General features: G+C 70.9%; 15 protein-coding genes. 9 read left to right on the plus strand and 6 right to left on the minus strand.

Going from position 1 to position 17,047, the window contains the following annotated elements:
- Positions 1–5: 5 nt before the first annotated feature.
- Positions 6–1,340 (minus strand): AI-2E family transporter, encoded by a 1,335-nt coding sequence (locus tag ACH442_RS20905; protein ID WP_396339723.1) that lies wholly within the window; start codon positions 1,338–1,340, stop codon positions 6–8.
- A gap of 78 nt (positions 1,341–1,418) precedes the next feature.
- On the opposite strand from ACH442_RS20905, the gene ACH442_RS20910 reads away from it, so the two are divergent.
- Positions 1,419–2,060 carry a hypothetical protein gene (locus tag ACH442_RS20910; protein WP_396339724.1) on the plus strand — a complete coding sequence of 214 codons (642 nt, stop codon included), beginning with the start codon at positions 1,419–1,421 and terminating at the stop codon, positions 2,058–2,060.
- Here the strand turns inward: ACH442_RS20910 and ACH442_RS20915 are convergent.
- Positions 2,050–2,472, minus strand: a complete 423-nt coding sequence (locus ACH442_RS20915; protein ID WP_396339725.1) for a nuclear transport factor 2 family protein — start codon at positions 2,470–2,472, stop codon at positions 2,050–2,052. The genes ACH442_RS20910 and ACH442_RS20915 overlap by 11 nt on opposite strands.
- A 53-nt stretch (positions 2,473–2,525) precedes the next feature.
- Here ACH442_RS20915 and ACH442_RS20920 point away from each other — a divergent pair, with 53 nt between their 5' ends.
- On the plus strand, positions 2,526–3,074 hold the full coding sequence (locus tag ACH442_RS20920) for a TetR family transcriptional regulator (protein WP_396339726.1): 549 nt from the start codon (positions 2,526–2,528) through the stop codon (positions 3,072–3,074).
- A gap of 24 nt (positions 3,075–3,098) precedes the next feature.
- Here the strand turns inward: ACH442_RS20920 and ACH442_RS20925 are convergent, their stop codons facing one another.
- Entirely contained in the window at positions 3,099–3,506 is a 408-nt protein-coding gene (locus ACH442_RS20925; protein WP_396339727.1) for a RidA family protein, read from the minus strand.
- An 80-nt stretch (positions 3,507–3,586) separates the two neighbouring features.
- Between ACH442_RS20925 and ACH442_RS20930 the strand changes: the two genes are divergently transcribed.
- Positions 3,587–4,477, plus strand: coding sequence for a LysR family transcriptional regulator (locus ACH442_RS20930; RefSeq protein WP_396339728.1), 891 nt, complete (start codon positions 3,587–3,589; stop codon positions 4,475–4,477).
- A 298-nt stretch (positions 4,478–4,775) separates the two neighbouring features.
- On the opposite strand, the gene ACH442_RS20935 is transcribed toward ACH442_RS20930, so the two are convergent.
- The 3 genes from ACH442_RS20935 to ACH442_RS20945 are packed head-to-tail and all read right to left on the minus strand — an operon-like array spanning position 4,776 to position 8,118.
- Complete coding sequence (locus ACH442_RS20935) at positions 4,776–5,978, minus strand: hypothetical protein (RefSeq protein ID WP_396339729.1); 1,203 nt, start codon at positions 5,976–5,978, stop codon at positions 4,776–4,778.
- Complete coding sequence (locus ACH442_RS20940; RefSeq protein ID WP_396339730.1) at positions 5,975–7,498, minus strand: alkaline phosphatase D family protein; 1,524 nt, start codon at positions 7,496–7,498, stop codon at positions 5,975–5,977. The genes ACH442_RS20935 and ACH442_RS20940 overlap by 4 nt, the downstream gene beginning before the upstream one ends.
- 35 nt (positions 7,499–7,533) lie before the next feature.
- Positions 7,534–8,118 (minus strand): TetR/AcrR family transcriptional regulator, encoded by a 585-nt coding sequence (locus ACH442_RS20945; protein WP_396339731.1) that lies wholly within the window; start codon positions 8,116–8,118, stop codon positions 7,534–7,536.
- Positions 8,119–8,278: 160 nt separating this feature from the next.
- On the opposite strand from ACH442_RS20945, the gene ACH442_RS20950 reads away from it, so the two are divergent.
- The 6 genes from ACH442_RS20950 to ACH442_RS20975 are packed head-to-tail and all read left to right on the plus strand — an operon-like array spanning position 8,279 to position 16,973.
- On the plus strand, positions 8,279–9,841 hold the full coding sequence (locus ACH442_RS20950) for an amino acid permease (protein ID WP_396339732.1): 1,563 nt from the start codon (positions 8,279–8,281) through the stop codon (positions 9,839–9,841).
- Positions 9,838–10,635, plus strand: coding sequence for an urea amidolyase associated protein UAAP1 (locus tag ACH442_RS20955; protein WP_396339733.1), 798 nt, complete (start codon positions 9,838–9,840; stop codon positions 10,633–10,635). The genes ACH442_RS20950 and ACH442_RS20955 overlap by 4 nt, the downstream gene beginning before the upstream one ends.
- Entirely contained in the window at positions 10,632–11,252 is a 621-nt protein-coding gene (locus ACH442_RS20960) for an urea amidolyase associated protein UAAP2 (protein ID WP_396339734.1), read from the plus strand. The genes ACH442_RS20955 and ACH442_RS20960 overlap by 4 nt, the downstream gene beginning before the upstream one ends.
- A gap of 23 nt (positions 11,253–11,275) precedes the next feature.
- Complete coding sequence (locus ACH442_RS20965) at positions 11,276–14,770, plus strand: 5-oxoprolinase/urea amidolyase family protein (RefSeq protein ID WP_396339735.1); 3,495 nt, start codon at positions 11,276–11,278, stop codon at positions 14,768–14,770.
- Positions 14,770–16,383: an allophanate hydrolase gene (locus tag ACH442_RS20970; protein WP_396339736.1), complete on the plus strand. Its 1,614-nt coding sequence runs from the start codon at positions 14,770–14,772 to the stop codon at positions 16,381–16,383. The genes ACH442_RS20965 and ACH442_RS20970 overlap by 1 nt, the downstream gene beginning before the upstream one ends.
- Entirely contained in the window at positions 16,380–16,973 is a 594-nt protein-coding gene (locus tag ACH442_RS20975) for a biotin transporter BioY (protein ID WP_396339737.1), read from the plus strand. The genes ACH442_RS20970 and ACH442_RS20975 overlap by 4 nt, the downstream gene beginning before the upstream one ends.
- The last annotated feature ends 74 nt before the right edge of the window (positions 16,974–17,047 follow it).

Consider the following 17,047-nt stretch of genomic DNA (forward strand, 5'->3'; position numbering starts at 1 on the left):
CGGCGTCAGGCGGTGGCGACCGAGGTGTCGCCGGGAGGCGGGCTCGTCGGGTCGAGTCGGCGCTCGGCCGCGTCCACCCGCTCCTCGGCCTCCGCCTCGTCGTCGTCAGTCGGTTCGGTGCCCGGTGGTTCGCGGTCCGAGGTCGGTTCGCCGTCCGGGTGGTGCGCGAGGTAGCGGATGGCGGTGTTCAGGACGGCGAGCAGCGGCACCGCGACCAGGCCACCGACGATGCCGGCGACCACGACACCGGCGGCGATCGCCAGGATCACGGCGAGCGGGTGCAACGCCACCGCGCGACCCATGATCAGCGGCTGGAGGACGTGACCCTCCAACTGCTGGACGGCGATGACGACGGCCAGGATGCCCAGGGCGGTCACCGGGCCGTTGGTAACCAGCGCGATCAGCACGGCGACCGCGCCGCTGATGGTCGCGCCGACCACCGGGATGAAAGCACCGAGGAACACCAGGGCGGCCAGCGGCAGCGCCAGCGGGACCCGGAAGGCGAACAGGCCGATGCCGATACCCACCGCATCGACGAACGCGACCAGCACGGTCGCCCGGACGTAGGAGACGAGCGTGTGCCAGGAGTAGTGCCCGGCCCGAGCGGTCGGGACCCGGGCCTCCCGCGGCAGCAGCCGGCACAGGAACGCCCAGATCTGACCACCGTCGCGCAGGAAGAAGAAGAGCGTGAACAACACCAGGAAGAACCCGGTCACGACTTCACCCACGGTGGTGGCCGTGCTCAGAGCGCCGCTGGTCAGCGACCCCTGACTGGCGGTGAACGACTCGCGCGCCCGATCGACGTACTGGCTCAGTTGTTGATCGGTGATGTGCAGCGGGCTGTTCGCGAGCCATCGCTGCACCTCGTCGATGCCCTCGCCGACCCGGGTGGACAGATCGTCGAACTGGCTGATGAACGTCCGGACGATCAGGCTCAACCCGCCGAAGACCACCAGCAGCGCGGTTACCTCCACCAGGCCCGCGGCCAGTGACTTCTTCATGCCGTTGCGGATCATGATCGCGCTGACCGGCTGGAAGAGCGCGGACAGCAGGATCGCCACCGCCACCGGGATCAGCACGATGTGCAGCAACGCGACGATGCGCAGGAACAGGTAGGCCGCTATGACGAAGAGGATGAACCGCCACGACCACGCACCGGCCGTGCGCACCCCGCGGGGAAGCACGTCTGCCGAGGAGGTCTGCGGTTGGTTGACGACCACGACCGACGGGGCGCTGTCGTTCAGTTCGGGGCCGGCCGTGAACGGCGGCGGTGTGTTGCGGCTGGCGGCGGTCGCCAGCGTATTCCGGGCGTGCTCCCGGACCGTCTGTGCCCAGCTCATGAGGTTCCCCTTCAGTTGCAGCTTCGATGCCCGGGGAGCCCGGATTTCATGCTTGATCAACTGTTTTAAGGTCAGCTCATGTGGCGAATCGTGCGACTGGTGCTCGTCGCGCTCTGGCTGGTCGCGGCGAGCGCCGCCTGGTGGGGTGCGCCCCGCGAGGCCGGAACCGGCGAGGCGTTCGCGGACGTCCGGGAGCACCGGGTCGTCGCGTATCAGCTCGGGACGGAGTGGCAGGACGACTCTCCGGACCGCTGGTTCGCCGTGCCGACCCTGGAAACCGGTGACCAGGATCGGATCTTCGCCTGGCGCACCTCGGACGGCCGCACCCACTGGGCCGACATCAGTGACACGCCCGACCTGAAGCTGGAGCTGTCGCCGGACCGCTCCGCGAACGTCCTCTACCTCAGCACGTTGATCAACGGCATCGGCCTGTTGTTCACGCTGGTCTTCGTCGGCGTGCTCTGGGTCGGTCCGACCCCGGTCACGGGGACGCGGTGGTACTGGTGGTGGCTGTTCGCGCTGGTCCCGTTCGGTCTCGGCCTGCTCTACTGGACGTTCCACGAGGTCCCGTGGACCCGTCCGGACATTCCGGAGTCCCGCGACACCGGCTGGCGCGGCCTGGGCACGGCGATCGTCGTGTCGGTGCTGGTTTCCGTGATCCTGTACGGCCTGACCAGCCTGTTCGGCGAGGCCGCCTTCCCCGACCTGCTCACCCCTTGAGGGTGGCGCGGGCTTCGGCGAGGGGTAGTGGGTTGAGGTAGTCGCGGTAGGACACGACGTGGCCCTCGCGGACGCGGAACACGGCGATGACGACCTGCTCGAACGGGGCGCCGGTGGGGATCACGGTGCCGTGCGCGGCGTACTCCACGATGGTCACCTCGGGGTCGAGGGTCTCGTGGATCACCACGTCGCGGTACTCGTGGAAGCGGATGAAGCCCTTCGCGGTCCTGGTCAGGAACTCGCGGATCTGCGCGCGACCGGCCAACCGCCCGGGTACGCCCGCCGGACGGTACGGCCATTCGATGTACCCGTCCGGCGCCATCAGTTCGACGACCGTGTCGACGTCCGAGTTGCGGCCGGCGACCAGCATCCGTTCCACGACCTGCCGCGAAGTCTCTGGTGAAGTATTCATTCAACGACCGTAGAACGAATCAGCCGCCCGTTCAACATCCGTAGAATGAACGCGTGAGCCCTACCCGCGCGGAACAGCGCCGCCAGACGGAGTCCCGCATTCTCGCCGAGGCCCGCCTGCTCTTCGCCGAGGTCGGCTTCGACCGCACCACGATCCGCGCGGTGGCTAAGGCGGCCGGTGTCGACGCCGGCCTGGTCATGCACTACTTCGGCTCGAAGGACGAGCTCTTCGCGCGGGCCGTCGAGCGGGCCGCCGCCGAGCCGGTCGACGGGGACGTGGCCGACACGATGCTCGCCTCGCTGGCCAAGCGGCTGGAGGCCGAGCCCGTCGCCTCCCTGGCGCTGCTGCGCTCGATGCTCACCAACGCGGATGCAGCCGATCGTTATCGGACGGCCGGCGAGGCTCAGTTCGGTCAGATCAGCGCCGCCATCCCGGCCGCGGACGCCGGGCTGCGGGCGAGTCTGCTCGGCGCGATCGTCCACGGCGTGCTCATCGAGCGCTATCTGCTCCGGTTCGGCCACCTCGCGGAGGCGTCCCCGGAGCAGATCATCGAGTTGCTGCGTCCGTGCTTCCGAGCTCTGGCCGCCGCCCCGGAATCGTGAGCAGCCGTGTCGGCGCATCGGCGGTCAGGCCGGGGCAATCGCCGCGGTCACCTCGACCTCCACGGTCAAGCCGGGCAGGAAGAGCCCGCTCACCTGGACGGTGGTGCTGGCCGGGGGAGGCCCGGGAAAAACCTGACGGCGAATCTTCCCGTACGCCGGTAGATCGCCCAGATCGAGCAGGAACGTCCGCACGTGCAGCACGTCGGCGAACCCCGCCCCGTGCGCGGCGAGCAACCGTCCGATGATCTCGAAGATCCGCTCGGTCTGTGCCCCGGTGTCGCCGGGCGCCACCACGTCGCCGTTGTCGTCGATCGCCGTCTGGCCGGAGAGGGTCAGCAGCGCCCCGCCGGGCAGGTCCACGCGGGCCACGTTCGTGAACCGGTCCGCGAACGGGGCCGCCACCGACGTGGGGTTGTCCAGAGTCACCTTCATGGTCAACGACGCTAGGCGAGCGGCCACCATGCGACCAGCGACTGTCTTGCATGGCTCCCATGCCCGGCTAGCATGGCTCGGTGGAGACCCAGTTGCTCGACGTGTTCCGGACGGTCGCACGTCTCGGGTCGATCACCGCCGCGGCCCAGCGGCTGAAGTTCACCCAGTCCGCGGTGTCCCGGCAGATCGCCGCCCTGGAGGCCGAGGTCGGGGCCCGGCTGCTGGACCGGCTGCCCCGCGGCGTCGCGCTGACCGAGCACGGCCGCGCGCTGCTCCCGCATGCCGAGGCGCTGTTGGACCGGCTCACCTCTGCGCGCCAGGCGGTGGACGATCTGGATGCGCTCCACGCCGGCCGGTTGCGGGTCGGCGCGTTCGCCACCGCGGTGGCCGCGCTCGTGCCCCGAGCCCTGTCGTCGTTCCGCGACGCCTTCCCCGGGGTCGCGTTGTCGCTGGTGGAGGGTTTCTCTCCGGCGCTGTTGGAGCAGTTGACGGCGGGCGACCTGGATGTGGCGGTGGTCAGCACCGTGCCGTCCGGGCCTCCCGATCCGAGCCGGTTCGACCTGCATCACCTGGTCGGCGAGCGGATGCTGGTCGCGGTGCCCCGGAGCCACCGGCTGGCGCGGCGCCGCACGGTCCGGCTCGCCGAGCTGGCCGACGAGCCGTTCATCGCGAACTCCACCCGGCCGGAGGAGACTCTGCTGGCCGCGACCGGCTTCCGGCCGCGCATCGACTTCACCGTCGCCGAGTGGACCGGCAAGTTCGGCTGTGTGGCCGCCGGGCTCGGCGTCACCCTGGTCCCGTCGCTCGCCGCGCGCAGCATTCCGGCGGACATCGCCCTGCTCCGGGTCCATGCCGATGATGCGCCGGTGCGCCAGGTCTACGCCGCGACGCCGGCCGGGCGCAGCCGCCCGCCGGCGGTCGACCGCTTCGTCGAGCACCTCGACACGGCCGCGCGCACTGCACAGCTGTGAGCCGGCCCATTCCGGCGTGAGCCGTGCCTGCGGGAGGTGTGCCGCCCACTCCAGACGCAAGCCGCGTACCGGAGAGGTGGGTCGCGGACTTCGGCGAGGTGAACGGCGGTCCGGCTGGTTCCGGCCGTGGTCATGGTGGGATGTCGCGGGGTGCGTCGCGGCGGCGCGCACCGAACGGCTGGCCCAGTCCATGCTGCGCAGCTCGTCGAGCAGGGCGAGGCACGAACAGCCACGGCCGGGACCAGCCGGAAAGAGCGAGCCGGCCCAGGACGATCACCCCGCCGCGAGCCGGCCCGGCTCACCAGTCGCTGTTGGTGGCGCCCACCCCGAGAATGATCTGGTCGTACAGGTTGCCGTCGTTGTCGTCGGTGTACACGACCGGCACCTCACCCCAGGCCGAAACCGCCACCTGGAACTGCTCCTGCTTCCCGGTGACGGTGTTGGTCAGCGTCTGCGCCCCGAGCCGCCCGGTGAACGTCCCGTCCGGGTTGATCCCCCGCAGCCATCCGTCGACTCCGGCGACGGTCCAGCCCACGACGACGGCTGTCTGATCGTCGATGCCGACCGTGGGCGCCGCCGCGCCGGTGCTCGTCGACGCTGCCACCTCGGTGTGCCGGGCGACGCCGGCGGCGGTGAACGAGCGGGCCCACACTCCGTTGGTCCCGGTGTGGTCGGACTCCCAGCCGACGACGAAGTCCCCGTTGTAGTTCGCGGCGATCGCCGGCCGGCGCTGCTGCCCGTCACCGAGTGAGTTCGCGGACCGGCGACTGAGCGTCACTGCCCCGTTGGTGCGGGCGAGCCGGACGAGCCCCACGTTGTCGTACCCGTTGCCGTCGGAGTCCTCCTCCCACACCACGGTCGCGTCGCCGGAGGCCGACACCGCCACGTCCGGCCGGTGGTGCGCACCTGTCGTCTGCGAGGCCGTCACCTCGTACGCCTTGGTCGTCGCGGCCGTGTAACCAGCGGCCTTGACCGTGTGAGCGGAGTCCTGGATGTCCTCCCACACGACGGTGAACGCGACGGCCGAAGCGCTGCCCGAGGTCCCGTCGGGGTCGACCGCCACGCGCGGTACCCGCTGGTCACCGGCCACGTCCGCGTTGGCCCGGCCGGAGGCGAGCACCGTTCCGGTCGGTGACACCACCCGGTACGGAATGTTGAACACCCCGTTCCCGTCCGGGTCGTCGGCCCACACGACGACGGCGTTGCCCTTGTCGTCGAGCCCGACGTCGGGCGTGATGTGCTTCCAGTCGACGCCGCTCGTCCCGCCGGCCGACAGCTTGATCTCGTAGACCGGCGTGCCGTCGGTGAACAGCCGCAGGTAGATCTCGGAGTGCGTGTCGTCGGCCGGGTCGGTCTCGTCCCGGTCGTCCTCCCAGACGACGGCGACCTGCCCGTTACGGTTCGTGGCGATGGCGGGCGCGTCCTGGTCACCGGTGGCGACGCTGTTCACCGTCGTGAAGGACACCAGCGTGGTGGAGAGGAGAAGAAGCTGGGTGATCACAGCGCCACCAGTCCCGGGGTTCCGTCGAGGATCGCGAACGACTTGAGGGTGGAGACGGCCGCGCCGTGTTCGGTCACCGATGCCACTGCGCGGAAGTCCGCCCGTACCTGGGAAGGGGTGATCGTCGTCAACGTGTAACCGCGTCGCTCGGAGTAGAACTTGAGGTGCGGGTTCGTCGCCACGTCCGGGATCGTGCCGGTCGCGGTGCCGTCCCCGCCGGAGGCGATCGACGTGCAGACCAGTTCGGTGCCGATCACCGCGGAGTTCGGGCTGGCGTAGTCGGCGAGCAGATTGTTGGCCCAGGCACGGTGCACATCACCGGTCAGAACCAGAGGATTGCGTACGTTCCGATCGCGCCACCCCTGCTGGATCCGTGTCCGTGAGGCCCGGTAGCCGTCCCAGCCGTCCATACTGGCCGCGCCCGTGGTGTCGAAGCGCCGTGCGAAGAACACCTGCTGCCCGAGGACGTCCCAGGTCGCCGCGTGCTGGTCGAGCCCGTCGAGCAGCCAGCTCTCCTGCGTCGCACCGGTCAGCGAGCGGCTGGCGAGGTCCGCGTCGGCGCACACCTTCCACCCGTCGCCGCAGGCCTGGTCGTCGCGGAACTGCCGGGTGTCGAGCATGTGGAACGTGGCCAGCTTGCCCCATTGCAGGCGGCGGAAGAGCGGGATGCTGTTCCCGCTCGGCGCCTGCGCGGGTCGCAGCGGCATGTTCTCGTAGTACGCCCGGTAGGCGGCCGTCCGCCGCGCGGTCCACTGCGCGGTGGTCAGCGCCGGGTTGTTGTCGGCCCGCACCGTGCCGGCGTAGTTGTTCTCCACCTCGTGGTCGTCGGGCACCACGATCCACGGCGCGACCGCGTGCGCGGCCTGCAGGTCCGGGTCGGCCTTGTACTGCGCGTACCGGCGGCGGTAGTCGGCGAGGCTGACGACTTCCGCCCCGGCGTGCTCCCGCACCGAGCCGGTGGTGGCCGCGTCCTCGTAGATGTAGTCGCCCAGGTGCAGGATCAGGTCGGGCCGGTCCTCGGCCATCCGGCGGTACGCGGTGAAGTACCCCGACTCGTAGTGCGCGCACGACGCGAACGCCATCGTCAGGTCGCTGCCGAAGGTGCCGTCGGCCGGGGCGGTGCGGGTCCGGCCGACGGCGGAGATGTGCCCCTGCGCGCGGAACCGGTAGTAGTACTCGGTGCCGGGCGCGAGTCCACCGGCCACGACGTGGACCGAGTGCGCGTCGGCGTAGCGGGCGGTGACCGAGCCGGACGCGGCCGGCGACGCGAAGGTGGAGGTGGTGGAGACCTGCCAGTCGACGGTGACGTCGGCGTTGGCCATGCCGCCCTGGCCGTCCGCGTCGAGCGGGGAGGGCGCCAGCCGGGTCCAGAGGACGACGCTGGTCGAGTCCGGTTCGCCGGAAGCGACACCGAGGGTGAACGGGTACGGGACGGCAGCGCTGGCCAGGGACGGCACGGCCAGCGTGCCGGCAGTTGCCAATCCGCCGAGCACGAAGACCCGGCGATTGATGATCGTCATATCGGAGAACGTAACTGCGTCCCGCAAGCTGCGGGTTACCGGGCTCCGGTGATGCGCAGCGCGGCCGCGGCCACCGTGTCCTGCATGGATGGCACCGGCGGCAGATCGGGCACGTCACGCCGCATGCCGATCACGCTCTCCACCAGCCCGAACACCAGATCACCGGGCACGTCGGCGCCGGCCAGCCGGCGGTACGCCCCGCGCAGCTCGTCGCGCTCGCGGCGGAACCGGGTGAACGGCTCGGTCGCGATCTCCGGCAACGCGTAGAGGATCCCGATGTTCCACCGCGCGGTCAGCAGCACCCCCACGTCGAAGCGCACCAGCGACTCCAGCGCGTGCGCGGGGGAGAGGTCACCCAGCGACGCGGCGTGTGCCAGCGACGGCCGGACGGTGGCTTCGAGCAGCTCGGCGAGGATCTGCTCCTTGGTGTCGAAGTGGTAGTACAGCGACGCCTGGCGGATCCCGACCCGCTCGGCGATCAGCCGCGTCGACGTGGCCGCGTAACCCCGCTGGGCGAACAGTTCGGCCGCGGCGTCGAGGATCTCCTCGCGTGCGCTGGCGGACGGCAGCCGCCGGGACCCGGATCGGGGCCGGCCGACGGACGAGGGTGCGGAACTCACGCCTGAATCGTGCCACGGGCCCGGACGTCACTTCCGTCCCGGCCGCGACGTAACCGCCCCGACACAGTCGGCAACTCAAGGTTTACCGCCGAGAAACCACTGTCGATGCTGCTCACCGGAATCTGTCAACTGACAGAAATTGAAATTCCAGGAGGCGGCCATGTCTGTAACCTCTGCCCCGCCCGACGCCGACGGCGCGGATCTCCGCGGTTTCGGCTACGAGCCGCAACTGCGGCGCAGCATCGGTAGCTACGCGAGCTTCGCCGCCGGGTTCTCCTTCGTCTCGATCCTCACCACCGTCTTCCAGCTCTTCGCGTTCGGCTTCTCGTTCGGCGGCCCGGCCTTCTTCTGGACCTGGCCGCTCGTCTTCGCCGGGCAGTTCATGGTCGCGCTCACCTTCGCCGAGCTGGCCGCCCGCTACCCCATCTCCGGGTGCATCTACCAGTGGTCGCGCCGGCTCTCCAACGCCACGATCGGCTGGTTCGCCGGCTGGGTCATGATCATCGCGCAGATCGCCACGGTGGCCGCCGCCGCGATCGCCCTCCAGGTGGTGCTGCCGTCGATCTGGTCGGGGTTCCAGCTGGTCGGCGGTGACGCCGCCCTCACGTCCACCACCGGTGCGACCAACGCGGTGATCCTCGGCTCACTGCTGATCGCCGTCACGACGATCATCAACATTTCCGGCGTACGTCTGATGTCCGTCGTCAACAGCACCGGCGTGACCTTGGAGATCATCGGGGTGGCGGCCGTCGTCGTGCTTCTGTTCACGCACGCCGAGCGCGGCCCGGGCGTGGTCTTCGACACCGGAGGGACCGGCTCGGGACTCGGCTACGTCGGGCCTTTCCTGGTGTCGGCGCTGATGGCGGCGTACGTCGTCGTCGGTTTCGACTCCGCCGGTGAGCTCAGTGAGGAGACCCGCGACCCGCGGCACACCGCACCCCGGACGATCCTGCGGGCGCTCGCCGCGGCGGGCATCGGTGGCGGGCTGCTGCTGATCGCGGGGCTGATGGCCGCGCCGAGCCTGACCGACGGCCGGCTCGCCACCGAGGGCCTGCCCTACGTGCTGACGAGCCGCCTCGGCGACACCGGCGGCCGGATCCTGCTGGTCGACGTGGCGATCGCGATCGCGGTCTGCACCCTGGCGATCCAGACCGCGGGCAGCCGGATGGTGTTCTCGATGGCCCGCGACAACGTCCTGCCGTTCTCCGCCGCGCTGCGGAAGGTGTCGCCGCGCACCGGCACGCCGATCCTGCCGTCGGTCGTCGTCGGCATCGGCGCGGCCGCCGTGCTGCTGGTCAACATCGGTCAGCCGGCGCTGTTCACCGCGATCACCAGTGTCTGCATCGTGATGCTCTACATCGCCTATGCCCTGGTCACCGTTCCGCTGCTGGTCCGCCGGCTCAAGGGCTGGCCGCACGCCGAGGACCGGGCCGTGACCACCGAGCGCGGCGGCAAGCTCTTCTCGCTCGGGAAGTTCGGCCTGGTCGTCAACGTGCTCGCCGTCGTCTACGGCATCGGCATGATCTTCAACCTCGGCTGGCCGCGCCCCGAGGTCTACGACCCGGCCGGCGCGCACTGGTACCTGCACTACTTCTCGCTGCTCTTCGTCGGCGGCGCGCTGGCCCTGGGCGGGCTCGCCTACCTGCGTTACCGCACCCGCGCCATGTCCCTGCACCTGTCACTTCCGGTCACCGCACCCGTCGTCGCCGAGGAGGTCGCGTGAGCACGGCAACCACCGCGGGCGCCCGCGAGCACGCCCGCGCCCAGGGCGGCACCGTCGTCGAGAGCATGCCGACCGTTCCCGCCTCACCCGGTCTGACCTGGGAGGAGACGATCCCCGGCGGTGGTTACGCGAGCAAGCGCCTCGCTCGCGGGACGACCCTGCAGCTGACCGACCTGTACGGCGACGCCTGCGTCTCGCTGCTGCTGTTCAACGCGGACGAACCGTGGGAGCGCCTCAACGTCGCCGACACCGTGAAGGTGCTCTGGCAGGCCTACGTGGGGGAGGGCCACCTGCTCCTCTCCGATCAGGGGCGCGTCCTCGCGTCGGTGACGGCCGGCGCGCGCGACCGTTCCGACACCTTCTGCGGCACGTCGACACTGCAGAGCAACCTTTCCCGGTACGGCGATGGCAGCCCCCACGGCCCGACTCCCGCCGGGCGGGAACTGTTCACCCTCGCCGCCGCCAAGCACGGCCTGACCCGCCGTGACCTGCCGCCGAGCATCTCCTTCTTCCAGGGGCTGCGGGTCGGCGAGGACGGCGGGTTCACCTGGCTCGGCTCGGCCGGGGCCGGCGCGGTCGTCGAACTGCGCGCCGAGATGCCGGTGACGGTGCTGCTCGCCAACGTGCCGCATCCGCTCGACCCCCGTGCGGATTACACCTGCTCCGCCGTACGGGTGAAGGCCTCTCCCGGACAACCGACCGCGCCCGCCGACGCGCGGTGGACGCAGTCCCCGGAGGGCGAACGCGCGTTCCTCAACACCGCCGACTACCTCACCGCCCGGGGGATCGCATGACGACCGTTCTTGATCAGGCCGTGGTCCTCGACCAGACGGTGCCGGCGCGCGCGCCCTGGTCGGCGGTCGTCCGCGCCGGCCAGACCCTGACGATCATCGACCTGGAGGGCAATCAGGCCGTCGACTGCCTGATCTACAACGCCGGCGACACCGCCGAGCGCTACTCCGCGCCGGACACCGTCGCCGCGCAGGGCAACATCTTCCTGACCACGGGCAGTGTGCTGCGCTCCAGCGAGGGGCGGCCGCTGATGACCGTCGTCGCCGACGAGGTCGGGCGGCACGACACGGTCGGCGGGGCGTGCAGCCGGGAGTCGAACACGTTGCGCTACGGGCACCACACCAAGCACCAGCACGCCTGCGTCGAGAACTTCCTGATCGAGGGCAGCCGCTGGGGCCTGGGCAAACGCGACCTGGTCTCCAACATCAACTGGTACATGAACGTGCCCGTGGACCCCGACGGCAGCCTGGGAATCGTCGACGGCATCTCCGCCCCCGGCCTCGCCCTGTCCCTGCGGGCCGAGATGGACGTCCTGGTCCTGGTCTCCAACTGCCCCCAGATCAACAACCCCTGCAACGGCTTCGACCCCACGCCCGTCCGCATGGTCGTCACCGCCTGACAACGAGCCGGAGGCCCGCTCTCATGTTCGACACCCTGCTCGTCGCGAACCGCGGTGAGATTGCCTGCCGGATCATCCGGACCGCCGCGCGGATGGGTCTCAAGACCGTGGCGGTCTACTCCGACGCGGACCGCGGCGCGCCGCACGTCCGGATGGCCGACGTGGCCGTCCGGCTCGGGCCCGCGCCCGCCCGCGACAGTTACCTCAACGCTGATCTGGTCCTCGACGCGGCGCTGTCCACCGGCGCCGGCGCGGTGCACCCCGGATACGGTTTTCTCTCCGAGGACGCCGGTTTCGCGAAGCGGGTGGCCGACGCGGGGCTGGTCTTCGTCGGGCCGACGCCGGAGCAGCTGACCGCGTTCGGGGCCAAGCACACCGCGCGTGACCTGGCCCGGGCCGCCGGGGTGCCGATGATCGACGGCACCGGGCTGCTGGCCGGGCTGGACGAGGCGCTCGCCGCGGCCGACACCGTCGGCTATCCGGTGATGCTCAAGGCGACCGGGGGTGGTGGCGGCATCGGCATGCAGGCCTGCCACGACGCCGGTGAGCTGGCGGCCGCTTTCGATCGGGTGGAACGGCTCGCCGTCGCCAACTTCGGCAGCGGCGGCGTCTTCCTCGAACGGTTCGTCCAGCGGGCCCGGCACGTCGAGGTGCAGGTCTTCGGGGACGGCGCCGGGAACGTGGTCGCGCTCGGCGACCGGGACTGCAGCCTGCAGCGGCGCAACCAGAAGGTGATCGAGGAAGCGCCCGCGCCCGGTCTGCCGGCCGAGGTGCGCGAGCAACTGCACGCCTCCGCGGTCGCGCTCTGCGCCTCGGTGAACTACCGGTCGGCGGGGACCGTGGAGTTCGTCTACGACGCCGAGCGGCAGAAAGTGTCCTTCCTCGAGGTCAACACCCGGCTGCAGGTGGAACACCCGGTCACGGAGGAAATCTTCGGTATCGACCTGGTGGAGTGGATGCTGCGGCTCGCGCGGGGCGACTCCGAGTTCCTCGGCGAGCCGCGGACGGCCACCGGTGCCGCGGTCGAGGCGCGGATCTACGCGGAGGACCCGACCCAGGGGCACCGGCCCAGCGCCGGGCTGATCACCCAGGCGGAATTTCCTTCCGGCGTACGCGTCGACGGGTGGATCACCGCCGGAACGGAGGTCTCCACCGCCTACGATCCGATGCTGGCGAAGGTGATCGTCGCCGCGCCCACGCGTGAGCTGGCGTTCGTGAAACTCCACGACGCGCTGAAGGAAACCTCCGTCGCCGGCATCGAGACGAACCTCGGGCTGCTGCGCGCGGCCCTGCAGGCCCCGGCGGTGCGTTCCGCCACCCACTCGACGGCGACGCTTGCCGACGTGCACGACGAGGAGCCGCGAATCGTCGTCGAGCGACCCGGGACGATGACCACCGTGCAGGACTGGCCGGGGCGCGTCGGCCTGTGGGAGGTCGGGGTGCCGCCGTCCGGGCCGATGGACGACCTGTCGTTCCGGCTCGGCAACAAAGCGCTCGGCAACGACCAGGGCGCACCCGGCCTGGAGTGCACGGTCGACGGCCCGTCGCTGCGGTTCAGCGCGCAGACCACCATCTGTGTGACCGGGGCGGCGGCGCCGGTGACCGTGGACGGCGTCCGGGTGCCGCGCTGGGAGCCGGTCGTCGTGCCGGCCGGTTCGGTGCTCGACGTGGGCCGGGTGACCGAGGCCGGGCTGCGGATCTACGTACTGTTCGCCGGTGGGCTCGACGTTCCGGCGTATCTGGGGAGCGCGTCGACGTTCACCCTCGGGCAGTTCGGCGGCCACGGCGGCCGGGCACTGCGGATCGGTGACGTGCTGCGGACCGGAACTGATCAGGGAACGGCCGTCGGCCCGGTGGCGCTCGCGGAGCGTCCGGCGATCCGGCGGGAGTGGCGGATCAAGGTGACCGAGGGACCGCACGCGGCGCCCGAGTTCTTCACCCGGGCCGACATCGACGAGTTCTACGCCTCGACGTTCGAGGTGCACTTCAACTCGGCGCGGACCGGGGTGCGCCTGGTCGGGCCGAAACCACGGTGGGCGCGGACCGACGGCGGAGAGGCGGGACTGCACCCGTCGAACATCCACGACACGCCGTACTCGGTGGGGGCGATCGACTTCACCGGGGACGTGCCGATCCTGCTCGGGCCGGACGGTCCCAGCCTGGGCGGGTTCGTGTGCCCGGCCACGGTGATCACCGCCGAGCGGTGGAAACTGGGACAGCTGAGCCCGGGGGACACCGTTACGTTCGTACCCACCAATGATCTTGATTTTGTGCCTTTGATCAAACCCGTGGACGACGGAATCCTCGCGCGGGACTCCGACGTCACCTATCGGCGCTCCGGCGACGACAATCTGCTGGTCGAGTTCGGTCCGATGACGCTCGACCTCGGGCTGCGGATGCGCGGGCACGCGCTGATGGACCGGCTCCGCGCCGAGGGCCTCGACGGGGTGGTGGACCTGACGCCCGGCATCCGATCGTTGCAGATCCACGTCGATCCCGCGAAGCTGCCGGTGCGCAAGCTGCTGGACGTGGTCCGCTCGATCGAGCTGCCGGCCACCGAGGACCTCGAAGTGCCCAGCCGGGTCGTTCACCTGCCGCTGTCCTGGGACGACCCGGCGACCCGGGAGGCGATCGCCCGCTACATGGCCGGGGTGCGCGACGACGCGCCGTGGTGCCCGTGGAACATCGAGTTCATCCGGCGGGTCAACGGCCTGGACAGCGTGCACGACGTGTTCCGGACCGTGTTCGACGCGAGTTACCTGGTCCTCGGCCTCGGCGACGTCTACCTCGGCGCGCCGGTCGCGACGCCGCTCGACCCGCGGCACCGGCTGGTGACCACGAAGTACAACCCGGCTCGCACCTGGACGCCGGAGAACGCGGTCGGGATCGGCGGGGCCTACCTGTGCATCTACGGCATGGAAGGACCCGGCGGCTACCAGTTCGTCGGCCGGACCGTGCAGGTGTGGAACCGGTGGGCGCGCGGGGAAACGCCCTGGTTGCTGCGGCACTTCGACCAGATCCGGTGGTATCCGGTCGGGGCCGAGGAACTGCTCGACCTGCGCGCGGACGTCGCGGCCGGGCGGCACCGGTTCCGGATCGAGGAGGGGACGTTCCGGCTCGCCGAGCACCAGGCGTTCCTGGACGCGCATGAGGACTCGATCTCCGAGTTCCGGGCGAAGCAGGCGGCGGCGTTCGGGGCCGAACGCGCTGCCTGGGCCGCGGCGGGGGAGTTCGACCCGCGCCCCGAGCCGGTCGCGGCGCCCGCCGCCGGCGAGGTCGCGGTGCCGGACGGGGGCACGCTCGTGGAAGCGCCGTTCGTGTCCAGCGTGTGGCGGGTCGACGTGCGGCCCGGGGACAGTGTTGTCGCAGGTCAGCCGCTGCTGGCGCTGGAGGCGATGAAGTTGGAGACGGTGGTCGCCGCGCCCTGTGACGGGATCGTCGCGGACATTCTGGTCACGCCCGGGGCTCAGGTCGCGCCCGGGAACCCGCTCGTCGTTCTCGCTCGGAAGGAATCGTGATGACTCCACAGGAACGGGTTCGGGCGGCGTTCGCGCAGCTGGCACTCGCGGAGCGGCCGGAAGCGTGGATCACGCTGCGAGATCTCTCCTCTGTTCTGACTGAGGCGGCCGCTCTCGAAGCGCGGCTGGCCGATGGTGAATCGTTGCCGCTGGCCGGGAAGTTGCTGGCGGTCAAGGACAACGTCGACGTGGCCGGGTTGCCGACGACGGCCGGGTGCCCGTCCTACGCCTATCAGCCCGCGGTCAGCGCGCCCGCCGTGCAACGGCTCGTGGACGCCGGGGCGATCGTGCTCGGCAAGACCAATCTGGATCAGTTCGCGACCGGTCTGGTCGGGACCCGTAGCCCGTACGGGGCGGTCCGCGACGCCCGTGATCCGTCGCTCGTGTCCGGCGGGTCGAGCTCCGGGTCGGCCGTCGTGGTGGCACTCGGGATCGCCGATCTCGCGATCGGGACCGACACCGCCGGGTCGGGGCGGGTGCCGGCCGCGTTCCAGCAGATCGTGGGCGTGAAACCGACCTATGGGCTGGTGCCGGCGGACGGCGTGGTCCCGGCCTGCCGGAGTTTCGACTGCGTCACGATCTTCGCCCGTACGCTCGATGAAGCTCGCCAGGCGATCGGGATCATGAGTGATCCCGTCGTCCCCGCCGCCGCGCCGCTCGCCGCGCCGCCCCGGCCCGTCGTCGCGGTGCCCTCGTCGCTCCCCGCGCTCTCCGACTCCTATGCGGAGGCGTTCGAGCAGGCGGTGAAATCGCTGGAAGCGACCGGTGCGGTGATCCGGACGATCCGGCTCGACCCGTTCCTCGCCGCCGCGAGACTGCTCTACGAGGGCGGGTTCGTTGCCGAGCGGTACGCGGCGGTGGGCGCCTTCATCGACACCGCACCCGACGGGGTCGACCCGACCGTGGGGGCGATCATCGGCAAGGCGCGCGACATTCCGGCGCACGTGCTGGTGTCCGATACTGAACGTCTCGCGGAATTGCGGCGCGAGGCGATGGCCGAGTGGGGCGACGCGGACGCGCTGCTGCTGCCGACCGCGCCGTTTCACCCGTCGATCGCGGCGGTCGAGGCCGACCCGATCGGGGTGAACGCGCAGCTCGGGACGTACACGAACTTCTGCAACCTGTTCGGTCTGTCCGCTGTGGCGGTGCCCGCGCCCGGGGTCGGGGTGCAGGTGGTCGCCCGCGGGTTCGCCGACGCGGTCGCCGCCGACATCGCCGCGCTGATCGTCGGCGAACCCGGGTTGCCGCTGCTGGTGGTCGGGGCGCATCTCGCCGGCCAGCCCCTCAACCACCAGCTCACGTCCGTCGGGGCGCGGCTGCGCGGAGCGGTGCGTACCGCCTCGGAGTACCGGCTCTACGCGCTGCCGTCCGGCAAACCCGGCCTGGTCCGCGTCCCCTCCGGAGGGGCCTCGATCGTGGGCGAGGTGTGGGACATGCCGCCGGCCGCCCTCGGGCCGTTCCTGGTCGCACTGCCCTCACCGATGGCGCTCGGCAAGGTCCGCCTCGACGACGGGACGTCCGTGACCGGCTTCCTCTGCGAACAGGCCGGGCTGGCCGACGCACCTGACATCACCGGCCACGGTGGCTGGCTCGCCTATCTGGAGTCCCGATGAACAACCTGACCCTGCACGCGCCGCGCTACGTCCTCGGCGACCTGCTCCTGACCCGTGTCCGCCTCCGCTTCCGGGACGTGACGCTCGTCCTCGGCGGGGCCGGGCTGATCGGACTCTCCGCGCAGATCGCCGTCCCCGTACCCGGCTCGCCGGTACCGGTGACCGGGCAGACCCTCGCCGTCCTGCTGGTCGCGGCCGCCCTCGGGCCGTGGCGGGGGCCGCTCGCCGGCCTGACCTACATCCTGGCCGGGATCGCCGGTGTTCCGTGGTTCGCTCACGGCTCGTCCGGGTTCGTCGGTGCGACGTTCGGATACCTGCTCGGCATGACCCTCGCGGCGTCAGTGGTCGGCGAGCTGTCGCGGCGTGGCGCCGACCGCACTGCCGGGCGGGTGATCCCGACGATGGTGCTGGCCAACCTGATCGTGTACGCGGTCGGCGTCACCTGGCTCGCGGTCTCCCTGCACCTGGGCGTCGGCGCGGCGCTGAAGGCGGGCCTGTTCCCGTTCCTGCTGGGCGACGCCCTCAAGATCTTGATCGCGGCCGGCCTGCTGCCCGCCGCATGGCGCCTCACCCGATCGAGCCGGCACTGACCGCTGTTCCGGTCTCGGCCGGCGTGCCTGATGTCGAGTGACGGATCGCGGCGCTTCGCTCGGCCGGCGTGCCC

Source organism: Actinoplanes sp. NPDC020271, from assembly GCF_044388125.1.
In the GTDB taxonomy this organism is placed as follows: Bacteria; Actinomycetota; Actinomycetes; order Mycobacteriales; family Micromonosporaceae; genus Actinoplanes.

Excerpts from the sequence above, each read along its gene's own strand:
- ACH442_RS20905 (WP_396339723.1), bottom strand. The coding sequence starts at position 1,340 with ATGAGCTGGGCACAGACGGTCCGGGAGCACGCCCGGAATACGCTGGCG.
- ACH442_RS20910 (WP_396339724.1), top strand. The coding sequence starts at position 1,419 with ATGTGGCGAATCGTGCGACTGGTGCTCGTCGCGCTCTGGCTGGTCGCG.
- ACH442_RS20915 (WP_396339725.1), bottom strand. The coding sequence starts at position 2,472 with ATGAATACTTCACCAGAGACTTCGCGGCAGGTCGTGGAACGGATGCTG.
- ACH442_RS20925 (WP_396339727.1), bottom strand. The coding sequence starts at position 3,506 with ATGAAGGTGACTCTGGACAACCCCACGTCGGTGGCGGCCCCGTTCGCG.
- ACH442_RS20940 (WP_396339730.1), bottom strand. The coding sequence starts at position 7,498 with ATGACGATCATCAATCGCCGGGTCTTCGTGCTCGGCGGATTGGCAACT.
- ACH442_RS20950 (WP_396339732.1), top strand. The coding sequence starts at position 8,279 with ATGTCTGTAACCTCTGCCCCGCCCGACGCCGACGGCGCGGATCTCCGC.
- ACH442_RS20960 (WP_396339734.1), top strand. The coding sequence starts at position 10,632 with ATGACGACCGTTCTTGATCAGGCCGTGGTCCTCGACCAGACGGTGCCG.
- ACH442_RS20965 (WP_396339735.1), top strand. The coding sequence starts at position 11,276 with ATGTTCGACACCCTGCTCGTCGCGAACCGCGGTGAGATTGCCTGCCGG.
- ACH442_RS20970 (WP_396339736.1), top strand. The coding sequence starts at position 14,770 with ATGACTCCACAGGAACGGGTTCGGGCGGCGTTCGCGCAGCTGGCACTC.
- ACH442_RS20975 (WP_396339737.1), top strand. The coding sequence starts at position 16,380 with ATGAACAACCTGACCCTGCACGCGCCGCGCTACGTCCTCGGCGACCTG.